The sequence below is a fragment of the Microbacterium sp. genome (assembly GCF_011620665.1).
Classification (GTDB): domain Bacteria; phylum Actinomycetota; class Actinomycetes; order Actinomycetales; family Microbacteriaceae; genus Microbacterium.
Genome location: NZ_WOYQ01000022.1, coordinates 66,172 through 92,633, shown reverse-complemented (window position 1 = coordinate 92,633; position 26,462 = coordinate 66,172). Strand labels below are relative to the sequence as shown.

General features: G+C 68.0%; 30 protein-coding genes and 2 tRNA genes. 15 read left to right on the top strand and 17 right to left on the bottom strand.

The window, feature by feature from the left end; genetic code table 11:
• Positions 1 to 73 precede the first annotated feature (73 nt).
• From QZV81_RS03790 to QZV81_RS03770, 5 genes are read right to left on the bottom strand one after another with little or no spacing between them, the layout of a single operon-like run.
• Positions 74 to 610, bottom strand: a complete 537-nt coding sequence (locus QZV81_RS03790; protein ID WP_292832723.1) for a gamma carbonic anhydrase family protein — start codon at positions 608 to 610, stop codon at positions 74 to 76.
• A gap of 30 nt (positions 611 to 640) precedes the next feature.
• Positions 641 to 2,140 (bottom strand): amidohydrolase family protein, encoded by a 1,500-nt coding sequence (locus tag QZV81_RS03785; protein ID WP_292832720.1) that lies wholly within the window; start codon positions 2,138 to 2,140, stop codon positions 641 to 643.
• Positions 2,137 to 2,796 (bottom strand): FMN-binding negative transcriptional regulator, encoded by a 660-nt coding sequence (locus QZV81_RS03780; protein WP_292832717.1) that lies wholly within the window; start codon positions 2,794 to 2,796, stop codon positions 2,137 to 2,139. The genes QZV81_RS03785 and QZV81_RS03780 overlap by 4 nt, the downstream gene beginning before the upstream one ends.
• 7 nt (positions 2,797 to 2,803) lie before the next feature.
• On the bottom strand, positions 2,804 to 3,724 hold the full coding sequence (locus QZV81_RS03775) for a DNA-formamidopyrimidine glycosylase family protein (protein ID WP_292832714.1): 921 nt from the start codon (positions 3,722 to 3,724) through the stop codon (positions 2,804 to 2,806).
• Entirely contained in the window at positions 3,724 to 4,275 is a 552-nt protein-coding gene (locus QZV81_RS03770; RefSeq protein ID WP_292832711.1) for a ribose-5-phosphate isomerase, read from the bottom strand. Before QZV81_RS03770 ends, QZV81_RS03775 begins: the two co-directional genes overlap by 1 nt.
• 97 nt (positions 4,276 to 4,372) lie before the next feature.
• Between QZV81_RS03770 and pepN the strand changes: the two genes are divergently transcribed.
• The 5 genes from pepN (at position 4,373) to QZV81_RS03745 (ending at position 10,489) form a co-directional block, all read left to right on the top strand.
• Positions 4,373 to 6,964: an aminopeptidase N gene (gene pepN / locus QZV81_RS03765; RefSeq protein ID WP_292832708.1), complete on the top strand. Its 2,592-nt coding sequence runs from the start codon at positions 4,373 to 4,375 to the stop codon at positions 6,962 to 6,964.
• A 51-nt stretch (positions 6,965 to 7,015) separates the two neighbouring features.
• Positions 7,016 to 7,927 carry an ATP-binding cassette domain-containing protein gene (locus QZV81_RS03760; RefSeq protein ID WP_292832705.1) on the top strand — a complete coding sequence of 304 codons (912 nt, stop codon included), beginning with the start codon at positions 7,016 to 7,018 and terminating at the stop codon, positions 7,925 to 7,927.
• Complete coding sequence (locus QZV81_RS03755) at positions 7,924 to 8,733, top strand: ABC transporter permease subunit (protein WP_292832702.1); 810 nt, start codon at positions 7,924 to 7,926, stop codon at positions 8,731 to 8,733. Before QZV81_RS03760 ends, QZV81_RS03755 begins: the two co-directional genes overlap by 4 nt.
• A 158-nt stretch (positions 8,734 to 8,891) precedes the next feature.
• The gene (locus tag QZV81_RS03750) at positions 8,892 to 9,998 is read left to right on the top strand and encodes a mechanosensitive ion channel domain-containing protein (RefSeq protein ID WP_292832699.1); all 1,107 of its coding nucleotides are present in this window, start codon (positions 8,892 to 8,894) and stop codon (positions 9,996 to 9,998) included.
• Positions 9,995 to 10,489 carry a globin gene (locus tag QZV81_RS03745; protein WP_292832696.1) on the top strand — a complete coding sequence of 165 codons (495 nt, stop codon included), beginning with the start codon at positions 9,995 to 9,997 and terminating at the stop codon, positions 10,487 to 10,489. Before QZV81_RS03750 ends, QZV81_RS03745 begins: the two co-directional genes overlap by 4 nt.
• Positions 10,490 to 10,516: 27 nt before the next feature.
• Here QZV81_RS03745 and QZV81_RS03740 read toward each other — a convergent pair whose 3' ends face one another.
• Positions 10,517 to 11,191 (bottom strand): hypothetical protein, encoded by a 675-nt coding sequence (locus QZV81_RS03740; RefSeq protein WP_292832693.1) that lies wholly within the window; start codon positions 11,189 to 11,191, stop codon positions 10,517 to 10,519.
• Positions 11,192 to 11,281: 90 nt separating this feature from the next.
• Here QZV81_RS03740 and QZV81_RS03735 point away from each other — a divergent pair, with 90 nt between their 5' ends.
• Positions 11,282 to 12,145, top strand: coding sequence for an acyl-CoA thioesterase domain-containing protein (locus QZV81_RS03735; RefSeq protein ID WP_292832745.1), 864 nt, complete (start codon positions 11,282 to 11,284; stop codon positions 12,143 to 12,145).
• Here the strand turns inward: QZV81_RS03735 and QZV81_RS03730 are convergent.
• The 4 genes from QZV81_RS03730 to QZV81_RS03715 form a co-directional block, all read right to left on the bottom strand.
• A complete protein-coding gene (locus QZV81_RS03730; protein WP_292832690.1) occupies positions 12,132 to 12,632 on the bottom strand; it encodes a thioesterase family protein in 501 nt (166 codons plus the stop codon). The genes QZV81_RS03735 and QZV81_RS03730 overlap by 14 nt on opposite strands.
• Positions 12,625 to 14,304 (bottom strand): energy-dependent translational throttle protein EttA, encoded by a 1,680-nt coding sequence (gene ettA, locus QZV81_RS03725; RefSeq protein ID WP_292832687.1) that lies wholly within the window; start codon positions 14,302 to 14,304, stop codon positions 12,625 to 12,627. Before ettA ends, QZV81_RS03730 begins: the two co-directional genes overlap by 8 nt.
• Before the next feature lie 35 nt (positions 14,305 to 14,339).
• Positions 14,340 to 14,846, bottom strand: a complete 507-nt coding sequence (locus QZV81_RS03720) for a hypothetical protein (RefSeq protein WP_292832685.1) — start codon at positions 14,844 to 14,846, stop codon at positions 14,340 to 14,342.
• A gap of 64 nt (positions 14,847 to 14,910) precedes the next feature.
• Complete coding sequence (locus tag QZV81_RS03715; protein ID WP_292832683.1) at positions 14,911 to 15,483, bottom strand: single-stranded DNA-binding protein; 573 nt, start codon at positions 15,481 to 15,483, stop codon at positions 14,911 to 14,913.
• Positions 15,484 to 15,731: 248 nt separating this feature from the next.
• On the opposite strand from QZV81_RS03715, the gene QZV81_RS03710 reads away from it, so the two are divergent.
• Positions 15,732 to 15,980 (top strand): hypothetical protein, encoded by a 249-nt coding sequence (locus QZV81_RS03710; protein WP_292832681.1) that lies wholly within the window; start codon positions 15,732 to 15,734, stop codon positions 15,978 to 15,980.
• A 1-nt stretch (position 15,981) separates the two neighbouring features.
• On the opposite strand, the gene QZV81_RS03705 is transcribed toward QZV81_RS03710, so the two are convergent.
• The gene (locus QZV81_RS03705) at positions 15,982 to 17,412 is read right to left on the bottom strand and encodes a PLP-dependent aminotransferase family protein (RefSeq protein ID WP_292832678.1); all 1,431 of its coding nucleotides are present in this window, start codon (positions 17,410 to 17,412) and stop codon (positions 15,982 to 15,984) included.
• A 61-nt stretch (positions 17,413 to 17,473) separates the two neighbouring features.
• Between QZV81_RS03705 and QZV81_RS03700 the strand changes: the two genes are divergently transcribed.
• The 7 genes from QZV81_RS03700 to QZV81_RS03670 all read left to right on the top strand — a co-directional run bounded on the left by QZV81_RS03700 (position 17,474) and on the right by QZV81_RS03670 (position 20,191).
• A complete protein-coding gene (locus QZV81_RS03700) occupies positions 17,474 to 18,088 on the top strand; it encodes a hypothetical protein (protein ID WP_292832675.1) in 615 nt (204 codons plus the stop codon).
• 61 nt (positions 18,089 to 18,149) lie between these two features.
• Positions 18,150 to 18,221 (top strand) — tRNA-Arg (locus QZV81_RS03695).
• Between the two features lie 73 nt (positions 18,222 to 18,294).
• Positions 18,295 to 18,918 carry an oligoribonuclease gene (orn, locus tag QZV81_RS03690; RefSeq protein WP_292832672.1) on the top strand — a complete coding sequence of 208 codons (624 nt, stop codon included), beginning with the start codon at positions 18,295 to 18,297 and terminating at the stop codon, positions 18,916 to 18,918.
• A 34-nt stretch (positions 18,919 to 18,952) separates the two neighbouring features.
• Positions 18,953 to 19,025 (top strand) — tRNA-His (locus tag QZV81_RS03685).
• 37 nt (positions 19,026 to 19,062) lie between these two features.
• Entirely contained in the window at positions 19,063 to 19,404 is a 342-nt protein-coding gene (locus QZV81_RS03680; RefSeq protein WP_292832743.1) for a metallopeptidase family protein, read from the top strand.
• Complete coding sequence (gene clpS, locus QZV81_RS03675; RefSeq protein WP_292832669.1) at positions 19,404 to 19,694, top strand: ATP-dependent Clp protease adapter ClpS; 291 nt, start codon at positions 19,404 to 19,406, stop codon at positions 19,692 to 19,694. Before QZV81_RS03680 ends, clpS begins: the two co-directional genes overlap by 1 nt.
• Entirely contained in the window at positions 19,691 to 20,191 is a 501-nt protein-coding gene (locus tag QZV81_RS03670) for a DUF2017 family protein (RefSeq protein ID WP_292832666.1), read from the top strand. Before clpS ends, QZV81_RS03670 begins: the two co-directional genes overlap by 4 nt.
• On the opposite strand, the gene QZV81_RS03665 is transcribed toward QZV81_RS03670, so the two are convergent.
• From QZV81_RS03665 to dinB, 3 genes are read right to left on the bottom strand one after another with little or no spacing between them, the layout of a single operon-like run.
• Positions 20,192 to 20,770, bottom strand: coding sequence for a hypothetical protein (locus QZV81_RS03665; protein WP_292832663.1), 579 nt, complete (start codon positions 20,768 to 20,770; stop codon positions 20,192 to 20,194).
• A complete protein-coding gene (locus QZV81_RS03660; RefSeq protein WP_292832660.1) occupies positions 20,754 to 21,071 on the bottom strand; it encodes a hypothetical protein in 318 nt (105 codons plus the stop codon). Before QZV81_RS03660 ends, QZV81_RS03665 begins: the two co-directional genes overlap by 17 nt.
• A gap of 42 nt (positions 21,072 to 21,113) precedes the next feature.
• Positions 21,114 to 22,379 (bottom strand): DNA polymerase IV, encoded by a 1,266-nt coding sequence (gene dinB / locus QZV81_RS03655; protein ID WP_292832657.1) that lies wholly within the window; start codon positions 22,377 to 22,379, stop codon positions 21,114 to 21,116.
• 126 nt (positions 22,380 to 22,505) lie between these two features.
• On the opposite strand from dinB, the gene QZV81_RS03650 reads away from it, so the two are divergent.
• The gene (locus tag QZV81_RS03650; protein ID WP_292832654.1) at positions 22,506 to 23,102 is read left to right on the top strand and encodes a DUF2202 domain-containing protein; all 597 of its coding nucleotides are present in this window, start codon (positions 22,506 to 22,508) and stop codon (positions 23,100 to 23,102) included.
• 16 nt (positions 23,103 to 23,118) lie between these two features.
• On the opposite strand, the gene gatB is transcribed toward QZV81_RS03650, so the two are convergent.
• Genes gatB through gatC form a run of 3 tightly spaced genes read right to left on the bottom strand, consistent with a single transcriptional unit; the run spans position 23,119 to position 26,458 of the window.
• Entirely contained in the window at positions 23,119 to 24,651 is a 1,533-nt protein-coding gene (gatB, locus tag QZV81_RS03645; protein ID WP_292832651.1) for an Asp-tRNA(Asn)/Glu-tRNA(Gln) amidotransferase subunit GatB, read from the bottom strand.
• The gene (gene gatA / locus QZV81_RS03640) at positions 24,651 to 26,162 is read right to left on the bottom strand and encodes an Asp-tRNA(Asn)/Glu-tRNA(Gln) amidotransferase subunit GatA (protein ID WP_292832647.1); all 1,512 of its coding nucleotides are present in this window, start codon (positions 26,160 to 26,162) and stop codon (positions 24,651 to 24,653) included. The genes gatB and gatA overlap by 1 nt, the downstream gene beginning before the upstream one ends.
• The gene (gatC, locus tag QZV81_RS03635; RefSeq protein WP_292832644.1) at positions 26,159 to 26,458 is read right to left on the bottom strand and encodes an Asp-tRNA(Asn)/Glu-tRNA(Gln) amidotransferase subunit GatC; all 300 of its coding nucleotides are present in this window, start codon (positions 26,456 to 26,458) and stop codon (positions 26,159 to 26,161) included. The genes gatA and gatC overlap by 4 nt, the downstream gene beginning before the upstream one ends.
• Positions 26,459 to 26,462: the final 4 nt, after the last annotated feature.

Here is a 26,462-nt window from a genome sequence, read left to right as displayed (position 1 = left end):
CCTCTGTCTTCCAAACAGATGATGCGAGTTCGATTCTCGTCAGCCCCTCCACATCCCACTCGCGCCGGCAGCGTCAGGCGGGCGAAGCCTCGGCATGGCTCGCCGAGTGGGCGCGATAGATCTGAGCGTTCTGCTGGATGCCGGCCCTCTCGCCGGTCGTGAGCTCGCGCCGCACCTTCGCGGGCACACCGGCGACGAGCGACCCGTCGGGCACGATCATGCCCTCCAGCACGACGGCTCCCCCGGCGATCAGGCATCCGCTTCCGATCTGAGCCCCAGAGAGCACGACGCTGCCCATTCCGATCAGTGATCCGTCGCCGATCGAGCACCCGTGCACCACCGCATTGTGACCGACCGAGACGTCGCGGCCGATGACGACGGGATGGTCGGCATCGACGTGCACGGACACGTTGTCCTGCAGGTTGCTGCCGACGCCGATGGTGATGGACGCGCTGTCGCCGCGCACGACGGCGTTGTACCAGACGCTCGCGCCCTCGGCGACGGTGACATCGCCGATCACGCGGGCGCCGGAGGCGACGAACGCCGTCTCGTGCAGCTGCGGTGTGCGCCCCGCGAGGGACAGGATCGAAGCGTCTTCGGCGATCGTCATGGCTCACACACTAGCGGGCGCCACAACGGTTCAGGCCAGGTGAGTGAGGCGTGACGCAAGGAGCGTCGCCGCGACCCGGGTCGCACGCAGCGATGGCTCGTCCGCCGTCAGCGGGTCGCGGTCGATGACAGCGAGATCGGCGGTGTCGCCGGGAGACAGCGCGCTGCCTGTCTGCGACCCTCCGGCGGTGGATGCCGCGACAGCCGTGGCGGCATCCACACCCTGCTCCGGTCGCCAGGGCGCGCGCCCGGCGCGCGTGCGGAAGACGGCCGCCGCGATCGCTGCCCACGGATCGAGCGGCGACACCGGGGCATCCGAACCGAACATCAGGTTCGCACCGCCATCGGCGAGGGAGCGCAGCGGATATGGCACCGAGGTCTGAGTTGCCCAGATCGAGTCGGTCAGGTCGCGGTCGTCGACAGCATGCGCGGGCTGCACGCTCGCGGCGACTCCCAGTCGAGCGAACCGGGCGAGATCGGCGTGCGCCACCAGCTGCGCGTGCTCGATCGTCCCGTAGGCGCCGGCGATCGCGAACGCATCCAGCGCATTCGTGTTCGCGAGGTCGCCGATCGCGTGCACGGCGCACGCGAGCCCGGCGCCTGTCGCACGGGTGAGGAGCGAAATGAGCTCATCCGGAGGCACGGTCAGCACGCCGTGGTTGCGGGGCTCGCCGGGGTAGGCCTGCGCACACGCCGCCGTGCGGGTGCCGAGCGAACCGTCGGTGATGACTTTGAGCGGCCCCACGCGCACGAGGCCCTCGGCATCCATGGCGTCACCCGTCTGAAGTCCCTCCGCGATCGCGCGGTCGAGGAGCTCCGGATACACGCCGAACGAGACCCGCGTCGCGTCGAATCCGTTGCCCAGCCGCCGCGCCCAGGCTTCGGCGTTCCAGGCCATGTCGAAATCGACGACACCGACGATTCCTCGCGCCGCCGCCGCGCGCAGGCCGGCATCGACGAGGACGTCGCTCACGAACGGATCGGCGGCGTTCAGCCGCCGCGAGATCTCGAACGCGGGCTCTTCGCGCAAGACTCCCGACGCCGTGGCTTCGAACCCCTCGCGACGCAGCGCCGCGGAGTTCAGCCACACGCTGTGCACATCGGCATTGATGAGGTACGTCGGCACCTCGCCGGTCACCGCATCCAGGGCGAGACGCTCCATCGCGTCGGGCCAGAGGGCGTCGCGGAACCCGGCGCCGATGCGGCGACCATCGGCGAGCACGGGCGCACCGGCCATGGCCGAGGCCGCCTCCGCGGCCGTGGCGGTGTCGCCGAGGTCCGCGCGCTGGGCCGACAAGGCCCACTGCACCGTGTGGACATGGTGATCCCAGAGGCCGGGGATCACCCACCCGCCGGCCGCATCGAGCACCGCGCCGCGACGGACCAGCGCCCCCGCCGGCGCAATGTCGGCGATGAGCCCGCCCCGCAGGTGGAGGTCGACGGGGTCGGAACCGAACGGATCAAGCCGGTCGCCACCGGTGAGGCGCGCATTCGCGATGACGCCGACGCGCTCGCCGAGCGCGAGAGTCACCGCGCATCCCGTGCACGCCGCGCCGCCCGCAGGGCGTCGTGAGCGCGCCGCATCTCGCCGGGCAACCGAGGATCCACATACCCGCCTGTCCCCTGCTCGAGCTGGAGGATGATCTCGTCCACCACCTCGTCGGGCCGATTCTGGCTGAGCTTCCGCTTGGCGACGACCTTCGTCGGAGTGAGCCGGAAGCCGACCGTGCCACGCTCCAGCTTGTGCACGAAATCCGCGTCATTGGGCAGCTCCCAGAGGAACCGCGGATCGGACGAGGACGATTCGAAGCGCCGAACCAACCGCTCGAGCACGACGAGATTCTCATCCGGCGTCAGCACCTCCGGGACCCCCGAAAGGTGCACCGAGACGAAGTTCCACGTCGGGACGTTCGGCCCGGCTCCCCCCCAGCCGGGCGAGATGTATCCGTGCGGGCCCTGAACGATCACGAGCAGCTCACGCTCACCGAGCCCGAGGATCGCATCGTCGGGCTTGCCCACATGGCCCACGATCGTGAGGTCGTCACGATCGTCATCGAGAAGCATCGCGTAGTGCGACGCCACGAGACCGCCGTCGGTGGTGCTGACCAGTGTCATCCACGGGTTCTGATCGACCACACGGCGGAGCTCGGTGAGATCCGTCATCGCGAAACTCGGATTCTGTCTCATGTCTTCCTCACGCCTGACATCTCGGGCACCAGTAGAGCTTCCGGGCACCCATCTCTTCCATCACGATCGCCGTGCCGCAGACGCGGCAGGGCGCGCCGGCACGGTGGTACACCCAGTGTCGATCATCGCGATGGGCCAGGGCACGGCGATAGGAGTCGGCATCCAGATCATCCATCGTCATCATCTGCCCGGTCTCGACCCCGATCGCCAGCAGCCACGCCCAGTCGCGCCAGATGGCCCGGAGCACCTCTTCCGAGACGTCGCGGCCAGGGGTGTGCGGGTTGAGCCCCGCGCGGAACAGCAGCTCGGCGCGATACACGTTGCCGATCCCGCTCACGACACTCTGATCCATCAATTGCAGACCGATCGGCGCGGGCCCCCGCCGAACGACAGCGACGAAGCGCTCCTCGCCCGCCGCCGAGTCGCCGACCAGCGGGTCGGGTCCGAGCTTCGCGATTCTCGCGGCGACCTCATCGGGTGTCTGCAGCTCGCACGCGGTCGGGCCTCGCAGATCCGCGCAGGCGAGCTCGGTCAGCAGCCGCAGCCTCACCTGTCCGACCACCGGTGGCGGCCACTCGTCGGCGACATCCCCGAGGCCCTGCGTCTGCTCGCTCATCCGCACGTGAACCCGGGACCGCCGCGGCGCGCCGATCGAATTCGGCGCGCGCTCCCCCGACGGATCGATCACGAGCTCCCCGGCGAAATCCCACGCGCCGTAGATGCCGAGGTGCACGCGCAGCCAGATCTCGTCATCGAACTCCACGAACATCTGCTTGCCGACGGCGCGCGCCTGTGTCACCGTTCGACCGTTGAGGATCGCGGCTCCCTCGGCGAATCGTCCCTGCGGGCTGGATGCGGCGACCTCCCGCCCGACGATGTTCCGATCGAACTCGCGCGCGATGCGGTGGACCGAATGACCTTCCGGCACTACCGCGGTCCTTGAGCCTGCCGACGGTCCGATTCGATCTGCTCGGCGGATCGTCCACCCCCCACGGCTGCGCGCGGGTCGGGTTGCAGCGACCCGTCGGACTCGAACGCCGACAGCTGCGCTATCCGTCGCGCGTGGCGCTCCTCGGTCGAGAAGGGCGTCGCGATGAACCGGTCGATGAAGCCGATCGCCTCCTCCACCGTGTGCTGGCGCGCACCGATCGCAATGACGTTTGCGTCGTTGTGTTCTCGCGCGAGCTCGGCCGTCGCGATGCTCCAGACGAGCGCCGCACGGATGCCGCGCACTTTGTTCGCAGCGATCTGCTCGCCGTTGCCCGAACCCCCGAAGACGATTCCGAGCGCGGGAAGCCCCGCATCCTGATCGCGCACGACCGCCTGGGCGGCGCGGATGCAGAACGCCGGGTAGTCGTCGAGCGGGTCGTACTCGATCGGACCGTGGTCCGTCACGTCGTGTCCCTGCTGGGCCAGGTGATGCTGCAGCTGCGTCGAGAACTCCAGCCCGGCATGGTCCGTCGCGATGTGAATGCGCATGCCGACCATCCTATGAAGACGTAGGCTGGTCGGGTTGCCGTCGGCGCCAGCAGCGCCTGTCCGCGGTGGCGCACCCTGAACCCACGGGAGTACCGCAGTGCCTGGAGAGAACCTCACCCGGAGTGAAGCACAGGAGCGGCGCGCGATCGTCGATCCTTCGAGCAGCTCAGGATCCGCGGTCTCCTACGAGATCACGCTGGATCTGACCACCGGCGCGGAGGTCTTCCGTTCCCGGGCCGTGATCCGGTTCGCAGCGATCGACGGCGCGTCCACCTTCGTCGATCTGATCGCACGCGACGTGCACGAGATCACGCTGAACGGCCGATCGATCGACCCCGCATCCGCGTTCGCCGACTCGCGGATCGCTCTTTCGACTCTCGCCGCCGAGAATGAGCTGGTCGTCGTCGCCGACTGCCTCTACACGAACACCGGCGAGGGCCTGCACCGCTTCGTCGATCCGGTCGACGGTGAGGTGTACTTGTACTCACAGTTCGAAGTGCCCGATTCGCGGCGTGTGTTCGCGGTCTTCGAGCAGCCCGACCTGAAGGCGACGTTCCAGTTCACCGTGACGGCCCCCGCGGCATGGAAGGTCATCTCGAACTCGCCGACGCCTGCACCCGTGCTCGACGGCGATCGTGGCACCTGGACGTTCGAGCCGACACCGCGCATCTCGTCCTACATCACCGCTGTGATCGCCGGCCCGTATGAAGAAGCGTTCTCGGAGCTCACGAGCGCGTCAGGCCGTGTCATTCCTCTGGGCGTATACGGACGCAAGAGCCTGTGGCAGCATCTCGACGCCGACTACATCTTCGACAAGACCCGCGAAGGCTTCGCGTACTACGAAGAGAAGTTCGGCGTCCCGTACCCGTTCGCGAAGTACGACCAGCTGTTCGTGCCGGAATTCAATGCCGGCGCCATGGAGAACGCCGGCGCGGTGACGTTCACCGAGACCTACGTCTTCCGTTCGAAGGTGACGGATGCGGTCAAGGAGCGGCGCGTCGTGACGATCCTGCACGAGCTCGCGCACATGTGGTTCGGCGACCTGGTCACCATGAAGTGGTGGAATGACCTGTGGCTGAACGAATCATTCGCGGAGTGGGCGTCGACGATCGCAACCGCCGAGGCCACAGAGTGGACCGAGGCGTGGACGACCTTCAACGCGATGGAGAAGACCTGGGCGTACCGCCAGGATCAGCTGCCCTCGACCCACCCGGTCGTCGCGACGATCACCGATCTTGAAGACGTGCAGGTGAACTTCGACGGCATCACCTATGCCAAGGGAGGCTCGGTCCTCAAGCAGCTGGCCGCATGGGTGGGCATCGAGGCGTTCTTCGCGGGGGTCTCCCGGTATTTCCAGAAGCACGCGTGGGGCAACACCGAGCTCCGCGACCTGCTCATCGAGCTCGAGGCCACCAGCGGCCGCGAGCTCGAGACATGGTCGAGGAAGTGGCTCGAGACTGCAGGCGTCAACACGCTCTCCCCCGAGATCAGGGCCGATGTGGACGGGGTCATCACCCGATTCGCCATCGTGCAGACGGCCCCGGCGGACTACCCCACCATCCGTCCCCACCGATTGGGTGTCGGCTTCTATACGCTCGAGGGGGATGCCCTGGTGCGCACCCATCACGTCGAGCTCGACGTGGACGGCGATCTCACCGAGGTGCCGGAAGTGAAGGGTCTCACTCAGCCGGACCTCGTGCTCCTGAACGACGACGACCTTGCGTACGCGAAGATCCGCCTCGACCAGCGGTCGCTGCAGACCGCGATCGCGCATCTGGGAAAGATCACGGACCCGCTGGCGCGCTCCCTCGTCTGGGGCGCCGCATGGGATCAGGCACGCGATGCGGAGGCGTCGGCATCCGACTACGTCGACCTCGTGCTGCGCAACATCGGCGCCGAGACCGAGTCGACCACCGTCCGCACGACCCTCGGTCAGCTGCAGTTGGCGGCGAACTCCTACGTCACCCCGGAGAAGCGCGCCATCACGCGCGAGAAGGTCGCCGACGGCCTGTGGAGCCTCGCCCAGTCCGCAGCGGCGGGAAGCGACAGCCAGCTGCAGTTCGCGACGGCCTTCGCCTCGGCCGCCGCGACCCCTGCGCACTGGGAAGCGGTGCGCGCCCTGCGCGACGGTGAGACCGTGCTCGACGGTCTCGACATCGACGCCGACCTCTCCTGGGCGCTTCTCGTCTCGCTCGCAGCGGGTGGGGTCGTCACGGCGGCGGACATCGACGACGCGCTTGCTGCCGACAACACCGCCAAGGGCGGGGAGTTCGCGGCGCAGGCGAAGGCGGCGCTCCCGAGCGTCGCCGACAAGACGATCGCTTGGGAATCGCTCGTCGACAGCGAGGGTTTGCCCAACACGGTGATCCGGTCCGCTGCGCTCGGCCTGACGCACCCTGCCGGCGTCGAGGCGCTGTCTGCCTTCGTCAAGCCCTACTTCGAGATGCTGCTGCCGATCTGGAACTCGCGGACCTACCAGATTGCGAACTACCTGATCGTCGGGCTGTACCCGGCTCCGCTCGCGAGCGCCGCGCTGCGCGACTCGACCCGCGGGTGGCTCGAAGTCCATGCCGATGCCCCGCCGGCTCTGCGCCGCCTCGTCAGCGAGAACCTCGCGGGCGTCGAGCGCGCGCTCGCTGTGCAGGAGCGCGATGCGCAGGAGACCGGCGCCGCTGTGCAGAGCTCATGATTTTCCCCGGGTCGGATGCGGCCGCCCGGCGGTGCGCGTAGCGTCGAACCCATGATCGTCGCACGCAACCTGACAAAGCGCTTCGGCGAGAAGACGGCGGTCTCCGACGTCTCGTTCACGGTGCAGTCGGGGAAGGTCACGGGCTTCCTCGGGCCCAACGGCGCGGGCAAGTCCACGACGATGCGGATGATCGTCGGGCTGGATGAGCCCACGTCCGGCTCGGTCACGGTCGACGGACGCGCGTATCGGTCACTGCGCTCGCCGCTGACCGAAGTCGGGGTGCTGCTGGACGCCAAGGCCGTCCACACCGGCCGCAGCGCGCGCAATCATCTGTTCGCGATGGCGGCGACGCACGGCATTCCTCGCTCACGGGTGGACGACGTGATCGAGCTCACCGGGCTCACCTCCGTGGCGCGCCGACGCGCGGGGAGGTTTTCGCTCGGCATGGGACAGCGCCTGGGACTCGCGACGGCCCTTCTCGGCGACCCACAGACGCTCATCCTCGATGAGCCGATCAATGGGCTCGACCCCGAGGGTGTGCGCTGGGTCCGGCAGTTCGTCCGAGCGCTGGCAGCCGAGGGGCGGACCGTGCTCCTGTCCAGTCACCTGATGAGTGAGATGGCTCTGACCGCCGACCACGTGATCGTGCTGGGACGTGGGCGCGTGCTCGCCGACGCTGCGCTGGATGACCTCGTCGGCGCGTGGACCCATACCGTGGTGACGGTGCGCAGCCCTCGCGCTTCCGACCTGGCCCACGCGATCGCCGGCGCCGGCGTGACCGTCGCCGACCTCGCCCCCGGCGTGCTGGAGGTCGGCGGTCTCACGGCTGCGGCTATCGGCGACACAGCAGCAGCCCATGGCATCCCCCTGCACGAGCTCGTGCCCCGCGCGGGCTCACTCGAAGACGCCTACCTCGCGTTGACCGAGGAAGCCGTCGAATACAAGACGAAGGAGGCCCGATGACCGGGGCCGCCCGCAGCCGGACCCGGTCGAGGAGGTCCGTCCCACGCAACGCTCGCCTCTCATTCGCACGCGTTCTGCGCAGCGAGATCCTGAAGCTCGCGACCCTGCGCTCGACGTGGTGGTCGCTGGGCATCGCCGTGGCGGTTTCGGTGGGCATCGCCCTGCTGGTCGCCTCGGCGTCACGCGACTTCGGCGGAGAGTTCCCACCCGTGAACGCGATCACCGCACCGATGCAGTTCTCCCTGCTGATCGCCGGGATCTTCGGAGCCATCGCGATCACCGGTGAATATTCAACGGGGATGATCCGCGCCACTCTGACTGCAGAGCCGCGTCGCGGCGCCGTACTGCTGGCCAAAGCCATTGCCGTGGCGGGCTTTCTCGTGCTCACCGTGGTCGTCAGCACTCTGATGGCGATCGCCGCCACCTCGCCGCTCCTCGATGACGGCGGCATCGATTGGACCGATCCAGAGCTCTCCACGGTTCCTCTGGCGTATGGTCTGCTGGCCCTGCCCGCGGTCGGGCTCATCGGACTCGGCTGGGGATTCATCATCCGCAACGGCGCGGGAGCGATCGCCGCCACCGTGGGACTCCTGTTCGTCGCCCCGATCATCCTCAGTCTGTTCTCGATCGGCGGCGAAGCCTGGGCTTGGCTGGTGGAGCTGAATCAGTACCTCCCGATGGATGCCGCTTCAACCCTGGTGGCTGCGAACGCGACCGATGTCGTCGTGCCGGTGCTCACGCTGCTCGCCTGGCCCACCGCGACGCTCCTCGCCGGCTGGGCGATCCTGCGGTCACGGGACGCCTAGCTGTGTGAGCCAGGGGGATGGGCGGCCCGGAGTGCGCCGCCGTTCACGGCCGCGGCGGTGTCGCCTATGAGCGGGCGTCGGTGTGCGGATCTGCTCAACCCCGCCGGACGGCGCGCGGTGCCATGGAACGCACATGGACTCTCGTTAGGATCGTCCCGATGAGCGTCATCTCGATCGCGACCACACCACCCCCATCCGACTGGTCCTGGGGGTGGTGGGGCAATCTCGCGATCGACGTGGGCGGAAACCTGCTCGCGGTCGTGGGGATCATCGTCGGCGCCCTCGTGGTGTCATGGCTTCTGCGCTTCGCCATCCGGCGGATCGTTCGACGGATCGTGGCCGGGGCGAAATCGAAGGCGAACGTCGACGACACGCGGGCCATCGATGCCTCCCCGCTGGCACAGGTTCGGCTCGTCCAGCGCACGCGGACGCTCGGCACGATCCTGCAGAACATCCTCAATATCGCGCTGGCGATCATCGCACTGCTCATGATCATCTACGTCATCGACCCGACCGTGCTCGGTTCGTTCGCGCTGCTGTCGGCCGCCATCGGCGCCGGACTCGGCTTCGGCGCCCAGAACATCGTGAAGGACGTCCTCAACGGCATCTTCATCGTCGCTGAGGACCAGGTCGGCATCGGCGATGTCGTCGATCTCGGTCTCGCGACCGGCATCGTCGAGTACGTCAGCGTGCGGATCACCCATGTGCGCGACGTCAACGGCACACTCTGGTACGTCCGCAACGGCGAGATCACCCGCATCGGCAACATGTCGCAGGGATGGTCTCGAGTCATCATCGACCTCGCCGTGGCTGCCGACTCCGATGTCGACCAGGTAGAGAAGGCCATGATGCACGCTGCGAAAGACCTCGCGAAAGACCTCAAGTGGCGCTCGCGCATTCTCGAGGAGCCCGAGGTCTGGGGCCTCGAGTCGGTGTCGGGCGATGCCCTCGTCATCCGTCTCGTCATGAAGACGCGCGCCGGGTCGAAGGACGATGTCGCTCGTGAACTTCGCATGCGCCTCAAACACGCGATCGACGGCCTCGGCCTCACGCTGCCGCGGCTCAACTCCATCACGCTGTCGGGGCCTGAGGGCGCTCAGAGCGTGCGTGGGGCCAACCCGCCCAAGACCCGCCCGACTCCGGTGTCCACTCCCGAGAAGCCCCACTGGAAGCCGAAGCGCACCGGAAAGACTCCACCGACCGGCGCGGGGACAGATCCGGGTTCTGCGCGCGCGAACAATCAGCCCCCGGAGCCCAGGCCATGAGCGACGACAAGTCGACGAGCTTCTACGACGAGGTGGGCGGCCACCCGACCTTCGTCCGTCTGGTCGACGCGTTCTACCGCGGTGTGGCCGGCGATGAGGTGCTCAAGCCGATGTACCCCGAAGACGACCTCGGCCCGGCCGCCGCACGCCTGACCATGTTCCTCGAGCAGTACTGGGGCGGACCCACCACCTACAGTCAACGCCGCGGCCACCCCCGTCTGCGCATGCGGCACGTTCCCTTCCACGTGAATCCGGATGCGCGGGATCGATGGCTGGCGCACATGCGCGTCGCGGTGGACGAACTGCGGCTTTCGCCGTTGCACGCCGCGACGCTGTGGGACTACCTGGAACGCACCGCGTTCGCGATGGTCAACACGTTCGAGCCCACCGGAATCGGACCCGCCCGCCCGCACGGCGCTGACGGGCTGATGATCCACCCCGACACGTCGGAGCCACCGGCATCCGCACAGGCGACCACACAACAGCCGTAAGGCGAAGCCGATCGCGGGCCGACGCGCTCAGACGGACGGCCCGGTCGCCCGCACGCCGGTGAGACCGCTGCGCACGGTACCCCGGGTGAGCACGTGCCCACGGACGAGACTCAGTCTCGTCCACGGGCCGATGGATCGCACCGTCGCGACTTCTTCGCCGCCGATGAAGCCCAGTGCGAAGGCTGCGAACGCGACCCCGAGCGGCAGCCCGTCGATGTCATCGTCGGCACGACCCCACACATCGGCACGGACGGCCCGCACGATCTCCTCGCCCGCCGCTTCGGGCACGGCTTCGGCGACCGCCGCGATCCCCCACTGCGCACGCTCGGCGAGCGTCGCCGCCGAGATCCCGCCACCCGCTTCCCATCCCGAACGGGGCGGTGAGATCCCGGCCCACGGAGCCGACACGGCCATCTCAGGCAAGAGGAGCGCGCGCGGATCATCCGGGACTGCCGCCACCGTCGTCGCCTCCACGACGATGTCGCATTCCAGCTCGGGATCCACACGCACCATGCGCATCCCCAAAACCGTGGGCGTCGCGTCGAGCAGACCCTGCGGAGCGAGCGGCGCGGAGGTGAGAGCCAGCGTCCCACGGCGGGCGCGAAGGCGCACACTCCCGTCCCCCAGTCGCGCTGCCCGCTGGGCGAACGTCAGCGCATCGGCGGCGGAGGGGGCATCGGGAAACAGAAGGCGCGGTGACATCCGCCCTAAACTATCAAGCGGGCGGCCCACAGCGGGTGGCTGCCCCGGACAGGAGCAGACGTGGCGCAGCAGGCCGATCCGGTGGCGACCATGCTCAGGGTGCTCGATCTCGCGTCGAGCGGCGCGCGGACGACGGAAGACATCTTCACCGGCGTCTCCCACCGCATGCCGAAGGGACGCATCTTCGGGGGGCAGGTCCTCGCCCAGGCGATCATCGCCGCCGATCGGACGACCGAAGACGATCGCGTGCCCCACTCGATGCACGGCTATTTCCTGCGTCCCGGGGATGCGGCGCAGGGACTGACTCTCTCCGTGGACCGCATCCACGACGGCCGTTCGTTCTCGACGAGACGGACGCAGGCGTTCCAGAACGGGGTGCCGATCTTCTCGATGATCTCCTCGTTCGAGCGCGACGACCCGGGGCTCGACCACCAGAGCCCCATGCCGACCGGCGTGCCGTCGCCCGAGGCTGCGTCTGCCGCGTTGCCCGACGTCCACCCGCTCTCACACCGGCTTCTCGCCGACAGTCCCATCGAGATCGTCCACGCCGACGGTGCGATCTACACATCGACATCGACTGCGTCAGCCGCAACGCAGAACGTCTGGATGCGGGTGCGCCGCCCGATCGGTGACGATCCTGCGGTGCATCGGGCCATCCTGGCGTATATGAGCGACCTCACGATCCAGGAGGCCGTCCTGCGCGCCCACGGGATCGCGTGGTCTCTGCCGGGTCTGACGGTCGCGAGTCTCGACCATGCGATGTGGTGGCACCGCCCCGCCCGCGTCGACCAGTGGCTGCTCTATGCGCAAGAGTCCCCCAGCGCGCGCGGAGGTCGCGGACTCGCCCGGGGCCGATTGTTCACCCGTGAGGGCGAGCTGGTCGCGACTGTCGCGCAGGAGATCATGATTCGCGTCCCGGCCGGGTCGGTCACGCCCGAGGTCAGCGACGCGTGAAGGCGACAGGCTCGCCGAGGTAGGGCGACCACGCCGCCCGCATGCGCTCACTCAGTCGCACGGGCCGGAAGGTCTGCGCGTCGACCAGCACGACCGCGGACGTCGCCCGCGCGTAGAGCTCCTGAGGCTCGTCGGTCGTCGGGCTGTGGACCTCGTAGCAGACCTGAACGCTCGAACCGCCGAGCTTTCCGAACCACATCTGGACATCCAGCGGCTCACGCCGGTACGGCACGGGAGCGAGATACTCGATCTCCTGATGTGCGATGAGGGTGACCTCGCCGGCATCCGCACCGCTGTCGATGACGGCGGTGTCCGGTGCGACCTCGCCGTCGATCGGAGACCAGAAGACACGCACACGCGCCTCTTCGAGGAGCTTGAGCATCGTCGCGTTGTTCACGTGGTTGAACGCGTCGAGGTCGCCCCACCGCAGATGGATGGGGACGTGCAGCCGTAGCCCGGCGCCCGGGCCTGTGGAGGGGTCAGTCACGCGTGAGCTTTCGGTAGGTCGACTTGGCGGGGTTGGCGGCATCCGCACCGAGGCGCTCGATCTTGTTCGCCTCGTACGCTTCGAAGTTGCCCTCGAACCAGTACCACTTCGCGGGATGCTCTTCGGTGCCCTCGTACGCCAGGATGTGGGTCGCGATGCGGTCGAGGAACCAGCGATCGTGGGTGATCACGACAGCGCACCCGGGAAACTCCAGCAGCGCGTTCTCGAGGGACCCGAGAGTTTCGACATCGAGGTCGTTGGTCGGCTCATCGAGGAGGAGGAGGTTGCCGCCCTCCTTGAGGGTCAGCGCCAGATTCAGCCGGTTGCGCTCACCACCCGAGAGGACCCCTGCCTTCTTCTGCTGGTCGGGGCCCTTGAAGCCGAACTTCGAAACGTATGCGCGCGACGGGATCTCGGTCTTGCCGACCGTGATGATGTCCAGGCCATCCGAGACGACCTCCCACAGTGTCTTCTCCGGGTCGATGTTGCTGCGGGACTGGTCGACGTAGCTGATCTTGACCGTCTCGCCGATCTTGAGATCGCCGCCGTCGAGGTGCTCGAGACCGACGATCGTCTTGAAGAGAGTCGTCTTGCCGACGCCGTTGGGTCCGATGACGCCGACGATTCCGTTGGGCGGCAGGTTGAAGCTGAGGTCGTCGATCAGGACGCGGTCGCCGAACGCCTTGTGGAGCTTCTTCGCGTCGATGACGATGCTGCCCAGGCGCGGACCGGCCGGGATCTGAATCTCTTCGAAGTCGAGCTTCCGCTTTCCCTCCGCCTCGGCGGCCATCTCTTCGTATCGCGCCAGGCGTGCCTTCGACTTGGTCTGACGGCCCTTGGCGCTCGAGCGGACCCAGTCGAGTTCGTCCTTCAGCCGTTTGGCGAGCTTCGCATCACGCTTGCCCTGAACGTCGAGTCGTTCGGCCTTCTTCTCCAGGTACGTCGAGTAATTGCCCTCGTAGCCGATGAGGCGACCGCGGTCGACCTCCGCGATCCACTCGGCGACATTGTCGAGAAAGTACCGATCGTGGGTGATGGCGATCACGGCACCCTTATATGCCTGCAGATGCTGCTCGAGCCAGAGCACGCTCTCGGCGTCGAGGTGGTTGGTGGGCTCATCCAGAAGCAACAGATCGGGCTTCTGCAGGAGCAGCTTGGCCAGCGCGACACGGCGCCGCTCTCCACCCGACAGCGGGGCCACCGGCGCGTCGGCCGGTGGTGTGCGCAGCGCATCCATCGCCTGATGCAGCTGAGAGTCGAGCTCCCATCCATCGGCCGCGTCGATCTCCTCTTGGAGCGTGCCCATCTCGGCCAGCAGGCTGTCGAAATCTGCGTCGGGGTCGGCCATGAGCGCGGAGATCTCGTTGAACCGGTCGAGCTTCGCCTTGATCGCAACGCCGTCCTCGATGTTCTCGAGCACGGTCTTGGTGTCGTCGAGCTCGGGCTCCTGCATGAGGATGCCGACGGTGAATCCCGGCGCGAGCTTGGCCTCGCCGTTGGACGGGTTGTCCAGCCCGGCCATGATCTTCAGGATCGTCGACTTTCCAGCGCCGTTCGGCCCGACCATGCCGATCTTGGCGCCGGGCAGGAACGCCATCGTGACGTCGTCGAGGATCAGCTTCTCGCCGACCGCCTTACGGGCACGGACCATGGAGTAGATGTATTCGGCCATATCGCCCCCAGTCTACGTGGGCAGTGGCACGGCCCTCACCAGTCGATGGGCCGCGTCTGCCCGATCAGACACGTGCCACCGGGCACCTGCGGAAGCACCACCGCGGTGGGCTCCGGCGTCGAGGGCCCCACCTGGCCGACGAGACACTCGCCCCGCCAGCGGACCGAGAACTGGATCGCATCGGCAGGGTTGTCCACGGTGGTGCGATCCTGCGTGAGCTCCATCTCGGCCTTCGGAAAGCCGGCGGCGACGAGCGCGTCGATGTAGGAGCGGCCCTGGACGCTCTGGTCGGTGCCCCAGACGCCCTTGATCACCGCGCTGAAGTATGGCAGGTTGTCGTCGGCCGATCCGTCCGGGATGAGTGCCGGTCCAGAGGTCGGGGCGTCGGTTGCAGTCGCGGATGCCGTCGGGCTCGCCGGAGCAGATTCAGTCGCGGGAGCAGGTTCAGGAGCCGCGGCGCACCCAGACCCTGCCAGCACGCCCATGACCACCGTGACCGCGACGGCGGGCAGGCGAGCGGGACGAGGATCGGTTCGACGCACCCGAGCAGTCTAGGTCGTCTGACCCGACGGATCGGCGACGCCGAACCGGTGACATCGGCATCCGTCAGAAGGGCGTCGAGTCGCCCAGCGGCCGCCTGTCCCACCCGCCGACACCGACCAAGTGCGGCGTCGGCGTGGAGGTCTCCGCCTGCTCCGCAGCCTGCTCAGACTCCTCAGACTGCTGTTCTGGGTGCGCGGCCGAGTCCGGCTGCTGCTCCCCCGCAGACGGAGCCCAGCCCGACTCCGAGGGCTGTTCCGTCTCGGCCCGCGCCGCAACGCGGTTGCGCTCGTCACGGTAGAAGCTCGTCGTGCCGAACAGAAGATCGTGACCGAGTGCATCGGCGTCTATCTCGGCGTCGGTGCCGTGTTTGCCGTTGGACTCCCACTGGCGCACGCGGAATCTTCCGTTGACGATGACGCGCTGGCCCTTCTCGAGCGAAGCGAGCGCATGCTCGCCCAGCCGTCGATATGCCGAAACGGCGTACCAACTCGTGTGCGCGTCGACCCACGCCCCGTCTTCTTGGCGGCGCTGAGTCGTGGCGGCGAGACGGAACCTCGCAACCGTGTCGCCTCCCGGCAGTTCCCGCCTCACGGGAACATCGGCAATGTTGCCCACGACGGTGATGTATTCGGTCATGACAGATCCTCTCTCGTATGCCGAAGTCGGTCCTCGGCCCGCTCCGACACCGTGTGCCCACCGTGGCCGAAGCACATTCAGAGTGCAGCGCCGCGGCTCGCCGCAGTGCCCAGAGGACTCGATCTGTGGAGAGGACCGGAGATCTGCGCGCTGGGGAGGAAAGGTACTGATGGACGCCGGATCGCGGTGTCGGAGGTCGCGCGTAGCGTTCGGTCAAGGGACCATCAGCCAACGGAGAGGAATCTGCCATGACCATCATCGGGCTTGCCCCGTCAACCATCCACGCGGCCCGGGTACGCGTCGTCCCGATAGGCGCGCAACGGTGGCGAGTGCTCGACCATGCCGGTCGCGCACTCGGTCAGCTCGTGGCATCCGGGGAGCCGGACGACATGCGCTACCGGGCCCGCCGATTTCATCCCGCCAGCGGTACGTTCCGCGATGTAGGCGACTTCCGGCGCGCGGGCGAGGCACTCGAGTGCCTGCGACTGCTGCGATGACTCAGACGACGGCCTCGAGGAGCTCCCCACCAGACACCGGAGCGGCCGCGCGCACGGTCGGCCACACGCGCGCAAGCACGTCCACGGCGCGACGAAGCTGATCGGCGGGTGCCGTGAACGGGATGCGGAGGTGGCGATCATGGCCGCCGTCGACGGCGAAGCGCGACCCGGCTGACAAGTAGACGCCGTGGGCGCGCGCCGCCAGAACCAGGCCGGAGCTCAGCGGAGCGTCCAGTTCCGCCCAGAGCGCCACTCCGCCGGCCACGTGAGGCACGCGCCAGGCGGGCAGGTGCCGATGAAGCGCGCTGGTGACGGCATCCCGGCCTTCGCGGAGAAGCGCCGCGCGTTGGATCAGGATCTCGGGCAGCAGCGGCATCAGCCGCACCGCGACGGCCTGCTCGAACTCGGGGGTCCCGAGGTCGCGTCGCGGCCGCGCAGCGACGAGGCGCGTGACCAATGCGGGATCGGCCCGGATCCATCCGATGCGCAGTCCGCCCCACACGGTCTTGCCCAGCGACCCGACGCGGATGACCTCCGCGGCGGCGAAGGCACGCTCGCCGGCGAACATCCCCTCGACCGGGTGTGGATCGATTGCGAGTTCCGCCGTCGTCTCATCGACGATGAGGACGGTTCCCGCACGACCCGCCGCCCGCGCGATCGCGGACTGTTCGAGGCCGGACATGCTCCGGCCCGTCGGGTTCTGGAAGCTCGGCATCAGGTAGGCGAGAGTCGGGCCGGTGCGTGCGAACGCCTGCTCGGCGCGGTCTAGATCCCAGCCATCCGTCGTCACGGGCACACCGACGAGCCGCGCTCCCGCCTCCCGCAGCGCGTCCGCGGCATGAGGGTAGGTCGGTGTCTCGATCACGGCGCGGTCGCCGCGCCGGAGGAGGACGCTCGCAAGCAGGTGGATGGCCGACTGCGCTCCCGTCGTGATCATGATCTGATCGGCCGCCGTCGGAATGCCGCGCAGGGTGTATCGCTCAGCGACCAGCGACCGGAGCGCGGTGGAACCCAGGACGTCGTAGCCGGACTGCGCGACGAGAGAGGCCGCATCCTGCGCCGTTTCGCTCATCACTGCCGCCAACCCGGGCCAGGCCGCCGGGCTCGCCTGCTGGAGATCGACGTCGTCCGCATCGACCGTGACCTGTCCGAGCTGTCTGCGACCGAGCGGAAGAGTGATGCTTCCCGAACCGCGGACGCTCTCGATGTGACCCGTCCCGCGGAGGCTCCGGTAGGCGGCGGCCACCGTCGTTCGACTCAGCTGAAGCGCGGCGGCGAGCTCGCGCTCGGCCGGTAGAGCTGTGCGGGGCGCCAGTCGATTGTCGAGGCACAGCAGCCGGATGCCGTCGGCCAGCGCCTCGTACGCCGGCTCCCGCGTGCGCCACCCGCCGAGGGAGGCGGCCAGCGAGCGCGCCGTCAACCGAGAATCCATGCGTCCACGCTAGCCCAATTGGACTGGTCATTACAGTCCAATTGTGCGATTGGATGTCTTCATGCCTCTTCGTCTCGCGCAACTTTTCATCGGACTCGTCCTGTACGGCGTCGGCTGCGGCATCACCGTCCAGGCGGGCATAGGACTCGACCCGTGGACCGTGTTCGCTCAGGGACTCGCGCGGCAGACGAGCGTCGGCATCGGCTGGATGACCAACATCATCGGCTTCCTCGTGCTCCTGCTCTGGGTTCCCCTGCGTCAGCGGCCGGGTCTCGGCACGATCGCCAACATCGCGCTCGTCGGCACCAGCATGCAGGCCACGATCGCGGTCTTTCCGCACATTCCCGGGTTCGGCTGGGATCTGGTCGTTTTCATGGTCGGCATGGTCCTGGTCGCCGTGGCGTCTGGTCTCTACATCGGCGCCGATTTCGGCCCCGGGCCAAGAGACGGGCTCATGACGGGGCTCCATTCGCGGTTCGGCTGGCCGATCTGGGCCGCTCGGCTTGGGGTAGAGGCGGGCGTTCTCGTCGCCGGGTGGCTGCTCGGCGGCACGGTGGGACTCGGGACGGTGATCTTCGCCGTCGGCATCGGACCGCTCGTGCACGTCGCTCTTCCGCGGTTCGATCATCGGCGCCGGCGCGCCGTGCGCATCGCCTCAGCCGCGCAGACTGCCTGAACGCCGCTCGGCTCGACTCGGCACTGGCGGACGACGCGGTACGGTAGAGGGCGTCTCACCACCCTCCATAGCTCAGTGGAAGAGCGAGCGGTTTCTACCCGCAAGGTCGGGGGTTCGAATCCTCCTGGGGGGACGCTCTCGCCGACGCATCATCGGTCTGGCCGCTGCGCGACGGGCGTGTCGGCGGCGCTCGTTAGGATGGCGGGATGGGGACTACCGCGGAGAACGACCGGATCGTATGGATCGACTGCGAAATGACCGGTCTCGATCTGGCGGTCGATGAACTCGTCGAGATCGCCATCGTCGTGACCGATTTCGAGCTGAGGGCACGTGACCCGGGTTTCCAGATCGTGATCAAGCCCGACGATGCGGCGCTCGCGAACATGAACGAGTTCGTGACCCAGATGCATGCGAGCTCGGGTCTTCTCGACGAGATCCCGTACGGCGTCAGCCTGGCCGAAGCCGAGTTCGAAGCACTCGAGTACATCCAGCGGTTCGCCCCGGAGGGGAAGGCGCCGCTCGGCGGCAATACGATCGGCACCGACCGCATGTTCCTCGCCAAGTACATGCCGCGCATCGACCGCTGGCTGCACTACCGCAACATCGACGTGTCGAGCATCAAAGAGCTCTCTCGCCGCTGGTATCCGCGGGCGTACTTTCAAGCGCCGGCGAAAGACGGTGGCCACCGGGCCCTCGCGGACATCCGCGAATCGATCCGCGAGCTCGCGTACTACCGCGAAGCCGTTTTCGTCGCCGCGCCCGGTCCGACCTCCGACGAAGCGCGCGAGGCGGCAGCCTCGGCCGTGTCGGCGTTCGCACACGAGCTGTAATACAATTGACGGGTTGCCCGGAGATGGGCACATGGTGGGTATAGCTCAGTTGGTAGAGCGCGGCCTTGTGGTGGCCGATGTCGCGGGTTCGAGCCCCGTTACTCACCCCGATTTCTCCCCGGGTGGGAGGCTGTCTTGATCGAGATGGATGCCGCCGCATTCGACCGTCTGGTGACCGACGAGCTCGACAGGCTCCCGGACGAGATGCTCGACGGTCTGGACAACATCGTTTTCGTCGTCGAGGACCGTCCGGAAAGCGGCGACCTCGACCTGCTGGGGCTGTACGACGGACTCGCCCTGACCGAACGCGACCATTACGGAATGGGCGAGCTACCCGATCGGATCATCGTGTACCGCGAGCCGCACCTGCACGCGTGCGACGACCTCCACGATCTGCGTGACGAGATACACACGACACTGGTGCACGAGATCGCGCACTTCTACGGCATCGACGACGCCCGTCTGCACGAACTGGGGTGGGCGTGATGAGTGGCGCTTTGCCTGTGGAAGATCTCGACCTCCACATCGACGCGGGACGTTTCGGGCAGTGGCAGACGGTGGTCTGGAACGACCCCGTGAACCTCATGAGCTACGTCGCACACGTCTTCCGAGAGTACTTCGGCTTCTCCGCCGATCGCGCCGAAGCGCTCATGCTCGCCGTGCACCACGACGGCCACGCCGTCGTCGCGGAAGGCGCGCGCGAGCAGATGGAACTGCACGCGCAAGCGATGCACGACTACGGACTGTGGGCCACGGTGCGCGAGGCCGGCGCATGACGAGCCCGCTCGAACTCGATCTTTCGGTCATCGAGGCCGCGTACCTGACCGATCTCGTCGAGCAGTTCCTTCAGGTACTGACGAGTGTCGGCGGGCTCGGCGACCTGACCGCCGATCCCGCCGTCGCGCGACTCGTCCCCGCTGCATACCGGAACGATGACGCCGCGGCCGCCGAGTTCCGCCGCCTGACACAGTCCGACCTGCTCGACCGGCGACGCGCAGACGCACAGCTCGTGTCCGCGACACTGCTCCGGGACGGAGCGCGGCTGTCCCCCGACTCCGTCGACGTCGCGCGGCCGGACGAGCGCCTGCTCGTCGTCTTGGACCGCGCTGCATCCGACGCGTGGCTCCGCACGCTCAGCGCACTGCGGCTCGTGCTGGCGACGCGGCTCGGCATCCAGACCGACGATGATCACGTCGAGGGCGATGTTCGCTTCGGCGTGTACGACTGGTTGGGCTACCGCCTCGACGGACTGGTGCGAGCGCTCGAGAGCTGATCACGGCATCGAGAAGACCAGCGTCGCGCGCTCCTGCGGCCGATTCGCCGCAAGGTGCCGCGCCTCTTGTGCCGCCCACTGCTCCCAGTGCGCTCGATACGGGTCACCATCGCGGGCGAGTGCGCGGCGTTTCCGAGAGGATGCCGGCGACTCCAGCCACACGGCTACATCCGCCAGCGCCGCCGTCGCGGGCGTGAGCAAGCCCGCACCCTCGACCAGGAGCGGCCTTCTCGGATCGAGGACATGCTCCTCCGCGCGCGATCCTCGGGCCCAGTCCCAGCGGCGCCATCTGCCCGGGATGCCGGCCGCTTGGGGTGCGATGACACACCGCAACGCCTCCTCGACCCCCGCCGCCAGTCCGTCCCAGCCGGGGTAGAGATCGTCGAGGGCGACAAGCTGGATGCGGTCGTCGCTGCGCGCGACGATGTCTGCCGCCAGCGTCGACTTCCCCGAGCCAGACCGCCCGTCGATCAACGCAACGCGTGCCGCCGGTCGAGCCGTCTCGAGCGCGGCGACGATCTGATCGGCGGCGGCCCGCAGAGCGGTGGCGAAGTCGGTGTCGTCAGCGCTTGAGTGCACGGATGACGCGGTTGAGCGCGCGACCGGTCACCCACACCAGCGGGATCGCAACGGCAGCGAGCGAGACGAGGTTCGGCTCGAAACGCAGATCGTCGCCCTTGCGGATGTACGCGCCCAGCGGGATCGCGACGCCACCGCCTCCACCGCCGTTTCCCTCGTCGGCTTCGCCGGCGCCGAAGCCGGTGCACGCGAGCGCAACCGGCACGAGCGTGACGCCGCCGACATCCTGCTGTGGTCCGTAGACACTGTTCACGCCGAGTGACGCCGACTGCTTGCCGAGTTCGAGTGCGAGATTGGGCATGCTCCCACCGTACTGCGAGCCCGCGCCGTGCGCACCATCGCTTCAGTCGCGGGGGATCCCCGGCAGCCGTGGACTGGTGGGCAGGGTGTTCACATCGCGCCGCGGTCCGATCACACTGGCACGGGTGACGGCGCCGCCGCCGAAGCGCTCGCGGGCACCGTCGAGGGCTGCATCGATCCGTTTCCAGTCAGCATCGTCGTCCCACAGCGGAGCCATGCCGCCGCCTGAGGGTCGCAGCTTCTCGGCGCGGACGCCGATCAATCGCACGGGCTGCGAAAGTTCGAGATGTGCGAAGAGTCCGATCGCGACGTCTCCGATCCGCTGCCCGACGTCGGTGGGCTCGGGCAGAGTCGACGCTCGCGAGAGTGTCGTGAAGTCGGCGTAGCGCAGTTTCAGCGCGACCGTGCCCGCTTCCCAGCCGCCGTCCCGCAGCCGGGCCGCGACCCGGTCCGCCAGTCGGCGCAGTTCGCTGCGCAGGACGGCGGCGTCGGCGACATCCTCGAGGAAGGTCTCTTCGTGCCCGATGCTCTTCTCGACACGCTCCACCTCGACGGCGCGGGGGTCGTGACCTTGCGCGAGCTGCCGGATGCGCTGGCTGGTCGCCGCCCCGAGCGCCCGCTCGAGCACCGACGGCGGCGCGGCGAGGATGTCGGCGACCGTGCGAATGCCCCGGCCCTCCAGTGCCTCGGCCGCCTTGGGGCCGACACCCCACAACGCTCCGACCGGCCGCGCGGCCAGAAAGGCCGCGGTGTCGCCGGCGCTCACGATGAGAAGCCCGTCGGGTTTGGACAGCGTCGAGGCGATCTTGGCCACATGCTTGGTCGGTGCCACACCGATGCTGCAGACCAGACCCGTCTCGGCGCGCACGCGCGCACGCAACTCGCGCGCGATCTTCCCCGGACTTCCCCACAGACGCCGGGCACCCGACACATCGAGGAAGGCTTCGTCGATCGACAGTGGCTCGACCAGAGGCGTCACGGAGTGGAAGATGTCCATGACCTGCCGCGACAGCGACGCATAGCGCTCGAAGTGCGGCACGACGACGATCGCGGTGGGACACAGCCGAAGCGCGACCTGAACCGACATCGCCGAACGGACGCCGTAGCGCCGCGCTTCGTACGACGCACTCGCGACGACGCCGCGCCCCTCGACCCCGCCGACGATCAGCGGCTTGCCGGCAAGATGCGGGTGATCGAGCACCTCGACGGACGCGTAGAACGCATCCATATCGACATGAAGAATGCGCGTGCCGGTGTCGTCGGCATCGTCGGGAGAGACGACTCTCCCCGTCCCGTCGCCGCGTCCCATGTCTCGATTCTCTCGCGACCCGCCGACATTCGGGCCCCCGAACTCTCAGCCAGTTGCTCACTGTCTCTTCTGCGGTCCACAGGCGTCCAGGAATACCGTAGGGGGTATCGACAGGAAAGGACCATCATGTCCCCCACACTCCCCCGCCCGCTCAGCCTGGTCGCGCTCGCCGTTGCCGTTTCGGCGCTCGCAGGGTGCGCGACGACCACATCCACGGCTCCCGACCCGACCCCCACCGGCACCTCAACGACCGCGGCGCCGGAAACGGCGACGCCCGCAGAGGCAACCTCCGCACCCGAAGCGGCCCCCTCGGTGCAGTCACAGCTGGCGTACCTCATCGAGGAGGAGAAGCTCGCTCACGACGTGTACATCACCCTCGGCGATCTCTGGGGGGCGCAGATCTTCGACAACATCGCCTCGTCGGAGGTCTCCCATCAAGAGCAGGTGTCTGCGCTGCTTCCCGCGTACGCCGTCGAGGATCCCCGCGTCGACGAGAACGGGGTGTTCACAGATCCCGCGCTCCAGTCACTCTACGACGAACTGATCGCGAAGGGTTCGCAATCCCTCGCCGACGCGATCGAGGTGGGCATCACGATCGAGCAGACCGATATCGCCGACCTCACCGACACGATCGCCACCGCACCCGCGGACGTCGTCACCGTGCTGGAGCGACTGCTCGCCGGTTCGCAGAACCACCTCGCCGCCTTCGAACGTCAGGCCTGAACGCCGAGCCCGAAGGTCAGCTGCCGCCCGCGCGCTCCAGCACCAATTCGCGCACGCGCGCTGCGTCGGCCTGGCCGCGCATGGCCTTCATGACGGCTCCGATGACCGCACCGGCCGCCTGCACCTTGCCGTCGCGGATCTTCTCGAGCACGTCAGGCTGGGCGGCCAGCGCTTCATCGATCGCGGCGATCAGCGGCCCGTCGTCAGAGACGACCGCGAGCCCGCGCGCGTCGATGACCTCTTGCGGGGTGCCCTCGCCGGCGATGACACCCTCGAGCACCTGACGGGCGAGCTTGTCGTTCAGCGTGCCGGCGTCGACGAGGTGCTGCAGTGCGGCGATGGATGCCGGCGCCACGAGCGAGGACGCCTCGACGCCTCGAGCGTTCGCCAGGCGCGAGACCTCACCTGTCCACCACTTGCGCGCGGCCCCAGGCGATGTCCCCGCCGCGACGGTCGCCTCGACCTCGGCGAGCAGCCCCCCGTTGGCGACGTCCTGGAACTCGAGATCCGTGAAACCCCAGTCCGACTTCAACCGCCGGCGACGCAGAGCGGGCGCTTCGGGCAGCGCAGTGCGCAGTTCCTCGATGAGTTCCTCCGAGGGAACGACGGGCAGAAGATCAGGCTCCGGAAAGTAGCGGTAGTCATCGGCATCGGACTTCGGACGTCCGGGCGAGGTCCGCCCGGTGTCTTCATGCCAGTGCCGCGTCTCCTGGACGATCGTGCCGCCGCCGGCGAGAATCGCGGCCTGGCGCTGGATCTCATAGCGCACGGCACGCTCGACCGATCGGAGCGAGTTGACGTTCTTGGTCTCGGTGCGCGTACCGAGGGGTGCTGCCGGCTCACCGGCCGGCACCCGGGGCCGCAACGAGACGTTGGCGTCGCACCGCAGGTTGCCGCGCTCCATGCGCGCCTCCGAGATCCCCAGTGCCAGGACGATATCCCGAATGGCCGCAACATAGGCCTTCGCGACCTCGGGGGCACGGTGATCGGCGCCGAAGATCGGCTTCGTGACGATCTCGACCAGCGGCACACCGGCGCGGTTGTAGTCGACGAGCGAATACTCCGCGCCCTGAATGCGTCCGGTGGCGCCTCCCACATGAGTGAGCTTGCCGGCATCCTCTTCCATATGCGCACGCTCGATCGGAACGTCGATCACGGTCCCGTCGGACAGTTCGATCTGCACCTCGCCTTCGAAGGCGATCGGCTCGTCGTACTGCGAGATCTGATAGTTCTTGCCAAGGTCAGGATAGAAGTAGTTCTTGCGCGCGAAGCGGCTCGATCGCGCGATCGAGCAGCCGAGGGCGAGACCGAGGCTGATCGAATAGCGCACGGCGGTCTCATTCACGACCGGCAGCGAACCGGGCAGACCCATGTCGACGGGCGCGACCAGCGTGTTCGGCGCAGCGTCATGGTTGTCGGCGTGCGCGGGGTTTCCGGCGGCCGAGAACATCTTCGTGGCCGTGTTCAGCTCGACATGCACTTCGAAGCCGAGCACCGGCTCGAACAGCTCGAGAGCGTTGTCGAAGTCGAGCACGGCGTCTTTCGCCATCAGCGGGCCTCTCTCAGTAGCGGCGCGCGATCCAGCAGCGGACCGCCCCATTCGTCGACGAGCAGAGCTTCGAGTGCGGCTCCCACACGGTAGAGGCGGGCGTCCTCCCGGGCAGGAGCGATGAACTGGATGCCGACGGGCAGCCCGTCCTCGGCGGCGAGCCCGGAGGGGATCGAGATCCCGGGAACGCCGGCGAGGTTCACCGGAATCGTGGTGACGTCGTTGAGATACATCTGCAACGGATCGTCGAGCTGCTCCCCCAGCCGGAAGGCGGTGGTGGGCGCCGACGGGGTCGCGATGACGTCGACCCGCGCGAACGCGGTGTCGAAGTCGCGCTGGATGAGAGTGCGCACCTTCTGCGCGCTGCCGTAATAAGCGTCGTAGTACCCCGCTGAGAGCGCGTAAGTGCCCAGGATGATGCGCCGCTTGACTTCGTCGCCGAAGCCGACGTCGCGCGAGCGTGCCATGACATCCTCTACAGTGCCGCCCGGGACGTCGACGCGCAGCCCGAAGCGGACCGAGTCGAACTTCGCGAGATTGCTCGACGCCTCGGCCGGCAGGATCAGGTAATACGCCGCGACGCCGTACTCGAAGTGCGGCGCGCTGACCTCCACGATCTCTGCACCCTGCGATTCGAGGAGCGTGAGCGCGGCACGGAAGCATGCCGACACTCCCTGCTGGAAGCCGCTGTCAGGCAACTCGCGGATGACGCCGATCTTCAGCCCCTTCAGCACATCACCGCGGGCGCCGTCGCGGGCGGCCTCGGAGAAGGAAGGCCACACGTCGGTCAGCGACGTCGAGTCGTGCGGGTCGTGACCGCCGATGACATCGTGCAGCAGCGCCGAGTCGAGGACCGTGCGCGAGACGGGTCCGACTTGGTCGAGGCTCGAGGCCAGCGCGATCGCACCGAACCTGCTGACGCCGCCGTAGGTGGGCTTGAGTCCGACCGTTCCGGTGACGTGCGCCGGCTGACGGATAGATCCTCCCGTGTCGGAACCGAGCGCGATCGGCGCCTCGAACGCGGCGACGGCGGCGGCCGACCCGCCGCCGGAACCGCCGGGGATGCGCTCCAGATCCCACGGGTTGTGAGTGGGACCGTATGCAGAGTGCTCGGTCGATGAGCCCATCGCGAACTCGTCCATATTCGTCTTGCCGAGCGGAACAAGGCCCGCGGCACGCGCGCGGGCGACGACCGTCGCGTCGTACGGCGACAGGAACCCTTCGAGGATCTTCGATCCGCTGGTCGAGGGCATGTCGGTCGTCACGAGCACGTCTTTGATCGCCAACGGCACTCCGGCCAGCGCCCCGAGCCGCTCTCCCGCGCCGCGCCGACGGTCGATGTCGGCGGCGATGTCCAGCGCATGGTCGCTCACGTGCAGGAAGGCGTGCACGTCAGCGTCGACCGCGGCGATGCGGTCGAGGTGCGCCTGAGTAACCTCGACGCTCGAGACCTCGCCCGCAGTCAGCCGCGCAGCCAGATCGGCGGCGCTGAGCCGGATCAGTTCGCTCACTGCTCTTCTCCCAGGATCGCGGTCACGCGGAACCGTCCGTCAGCGGCATCCGGGGCGTTCTGCAGGACTTCTTCGCGGCTCAGCATCCGGCCAACGACATCGGGACGGAACACGTTGTGCAACGGGATCGGGTGGCTCGTGGCGGGCACATCCGGGGTCGCCACCTCTGACACCTTGGCGATGTTGTCGACGATCGCGTCGAGCTGTCCGGTGAGGCGCTGCACCTCCTCGTCGCTCAGGTCGATCCGGGCGAGCACGCCGAGGTGGCGCACGAGATCAGGGGTGATTTCAGACACCCGA

Excerpts from the sequence above, each read along its gene's own strand:
- QZV81_RS03790 (WP_292832723.1), bottom strand. The coding sequence starts at position 610 with ATGACGATCGCCGAAGACGCTTCGATCCTGTCCCTCGCGGGGCGCACA.
- QZV81_RS03780 (WP_292832717.1), bottom strand. The coding sequence starts at position 2,796 with ATGAGACAGAATCCGAGTTTCGCGATGACGGATCTCACCGAGCTCCGC.
- QZV81_RS03770 (WP_292832711.1), bottom strand. The coding sequence starts at position 4,275 with ATGCGCATTCACATCGCGACGGACCATGCCGGGCTGGAGTTCTCGACG.
- QZV81_RS03760 (WP_292832705.1), top strand. The coding sequence starts at position 7,016 with ATGATCGTCGCACGCAACCTGACAAAGCGCTTCGGCGAGAAGACGGCG.
- QZV81_RS03755 (WP_292832702.1), top strand. The coding sequence starts at position 7,924 with ATGACCGGGGCCGCCCGCAGCCGGACCCGGTCGAGGAGGTCCGTCCCA.
- QZV81_RS03750 (WP_292832699.1), top strand. The coding sequence starts at position 8,892 with ATGAGCGTCATCTCGATCGCGACCACACCACCCCCATCCGACTGGTCC.
- QZV81_RS03745 (WP_292832696.1), top strand. The coding sequence starts at position 9,995 with ATGAGCGACGACAAGTCGACGAGCTTCTACGACGAGGTGGGCGGCCAC.
- QZV81_RS03740 (WP_292832693.1), bottom strand. The coding sequence starts at position 11,191 with ATGTCACCGCGCCTTCTGTTTCCCGATGCCCCCTCCGCCGCCGATGCG.
- QZV81_RS03735 (WP_292832745.1), top strand. The coding sequence starts at position 11,282 with ATGCTCAGGGTGCTCGATCTCGCGTCGAGCGGCGCGCGGACGACGGAA.
- ettA (WP_292832687.1), bottom strand. The coding sequence starts at position 14,304 with ATGGCCGAATACATCTACTCCATGGTCCGTGCCCGTAAGGCGGTCGGC.
- QZV81_RS03715 (WP_292832683.1), bottom strand. The coding sequence starts at position 15,483 with ATGACCGAATACATCACCGTCGTGGGCAACATTGCCGATGTTCCCGTG.
- QZV81_RS03710 (WP_292832681.1), top strand. The coding sequence starts at position 15,732 with ATGACCATCATCGGGCTTGCCCCGTCAACCATCCACGCGGCCCGGGTA.
- QZV81_RS03705 (WP_292832678.1), bottom strand. The coding sequence starts at position 17,412 with ATGGATTCTCGGTTGACGGCGCGCTCGCTGGCCGCCTCCCTCGGCGGG.
- QZV81_RS03700 (WP_292832675.1), top strand. The coding sequence starts at position 17,474 with ATGCCTCTTCGTCTCGCGCAACTTTTCATCGGACTCGTCCTGTACGGC.
- orn (WP_292832672.1), top strand. The coding sequence starts at position 18,295 with ATGGGGACTACCGCGGAGAACGACCGGATCGTATGGATCGACTGCGAA.
- QZV81_RS03680 (WP_292832743.1), top strand. The coding sequence starts at position 19,063 with ATGGATGCCGCCGCATTCGACCGTCTGGTGACCGACGAGCTCGACAGG.
- clpS (WP_292832669.1), top strand. The coding sequence starts at position 19,404 with ATGAGTGGCGCTTTGCCTGTGGAAGATCTCGACCTCCACATCGACGCG.
- QZV81_RS03670 (WP_292832666.1), top strand. The coding sequence starts at position 19,691 with ATGACGAGCCCGCTCGAACTCGATCTTTCGGTCATCGAGGCCGCGTAC.
- QZV81_RS03660 (WP_292832660.1), bottom strand. The coding sequence starts at position 21,071 with ATGCCCAATCTCGCACTCGAACTCGGCAAGCAGTCGGCGTCACTCGGC.
- dinB (WP_292832657.1), bottom strand. The coding sequence starts at position 22,379 with ATGGGACGCGGCGACGGGACGGGGAGAGTCGTCTCTCCCGACGATGCC.
- QZV81_RS03650 (WP_292832654.1), top strand. The coding sequence starts at position 22,506 with ATGTCCCCCACACTCCCCCGCCCGCTCAGCCTGGTCGCGCTCGCCGTT.
- gatB (WP_292832651.1), bottom strand. The coding sequence starts at position 24,651 with ATGGCGAAAGACGCCGTGCTCGACTTCGACAACGCTCTCGAGCTGTTC.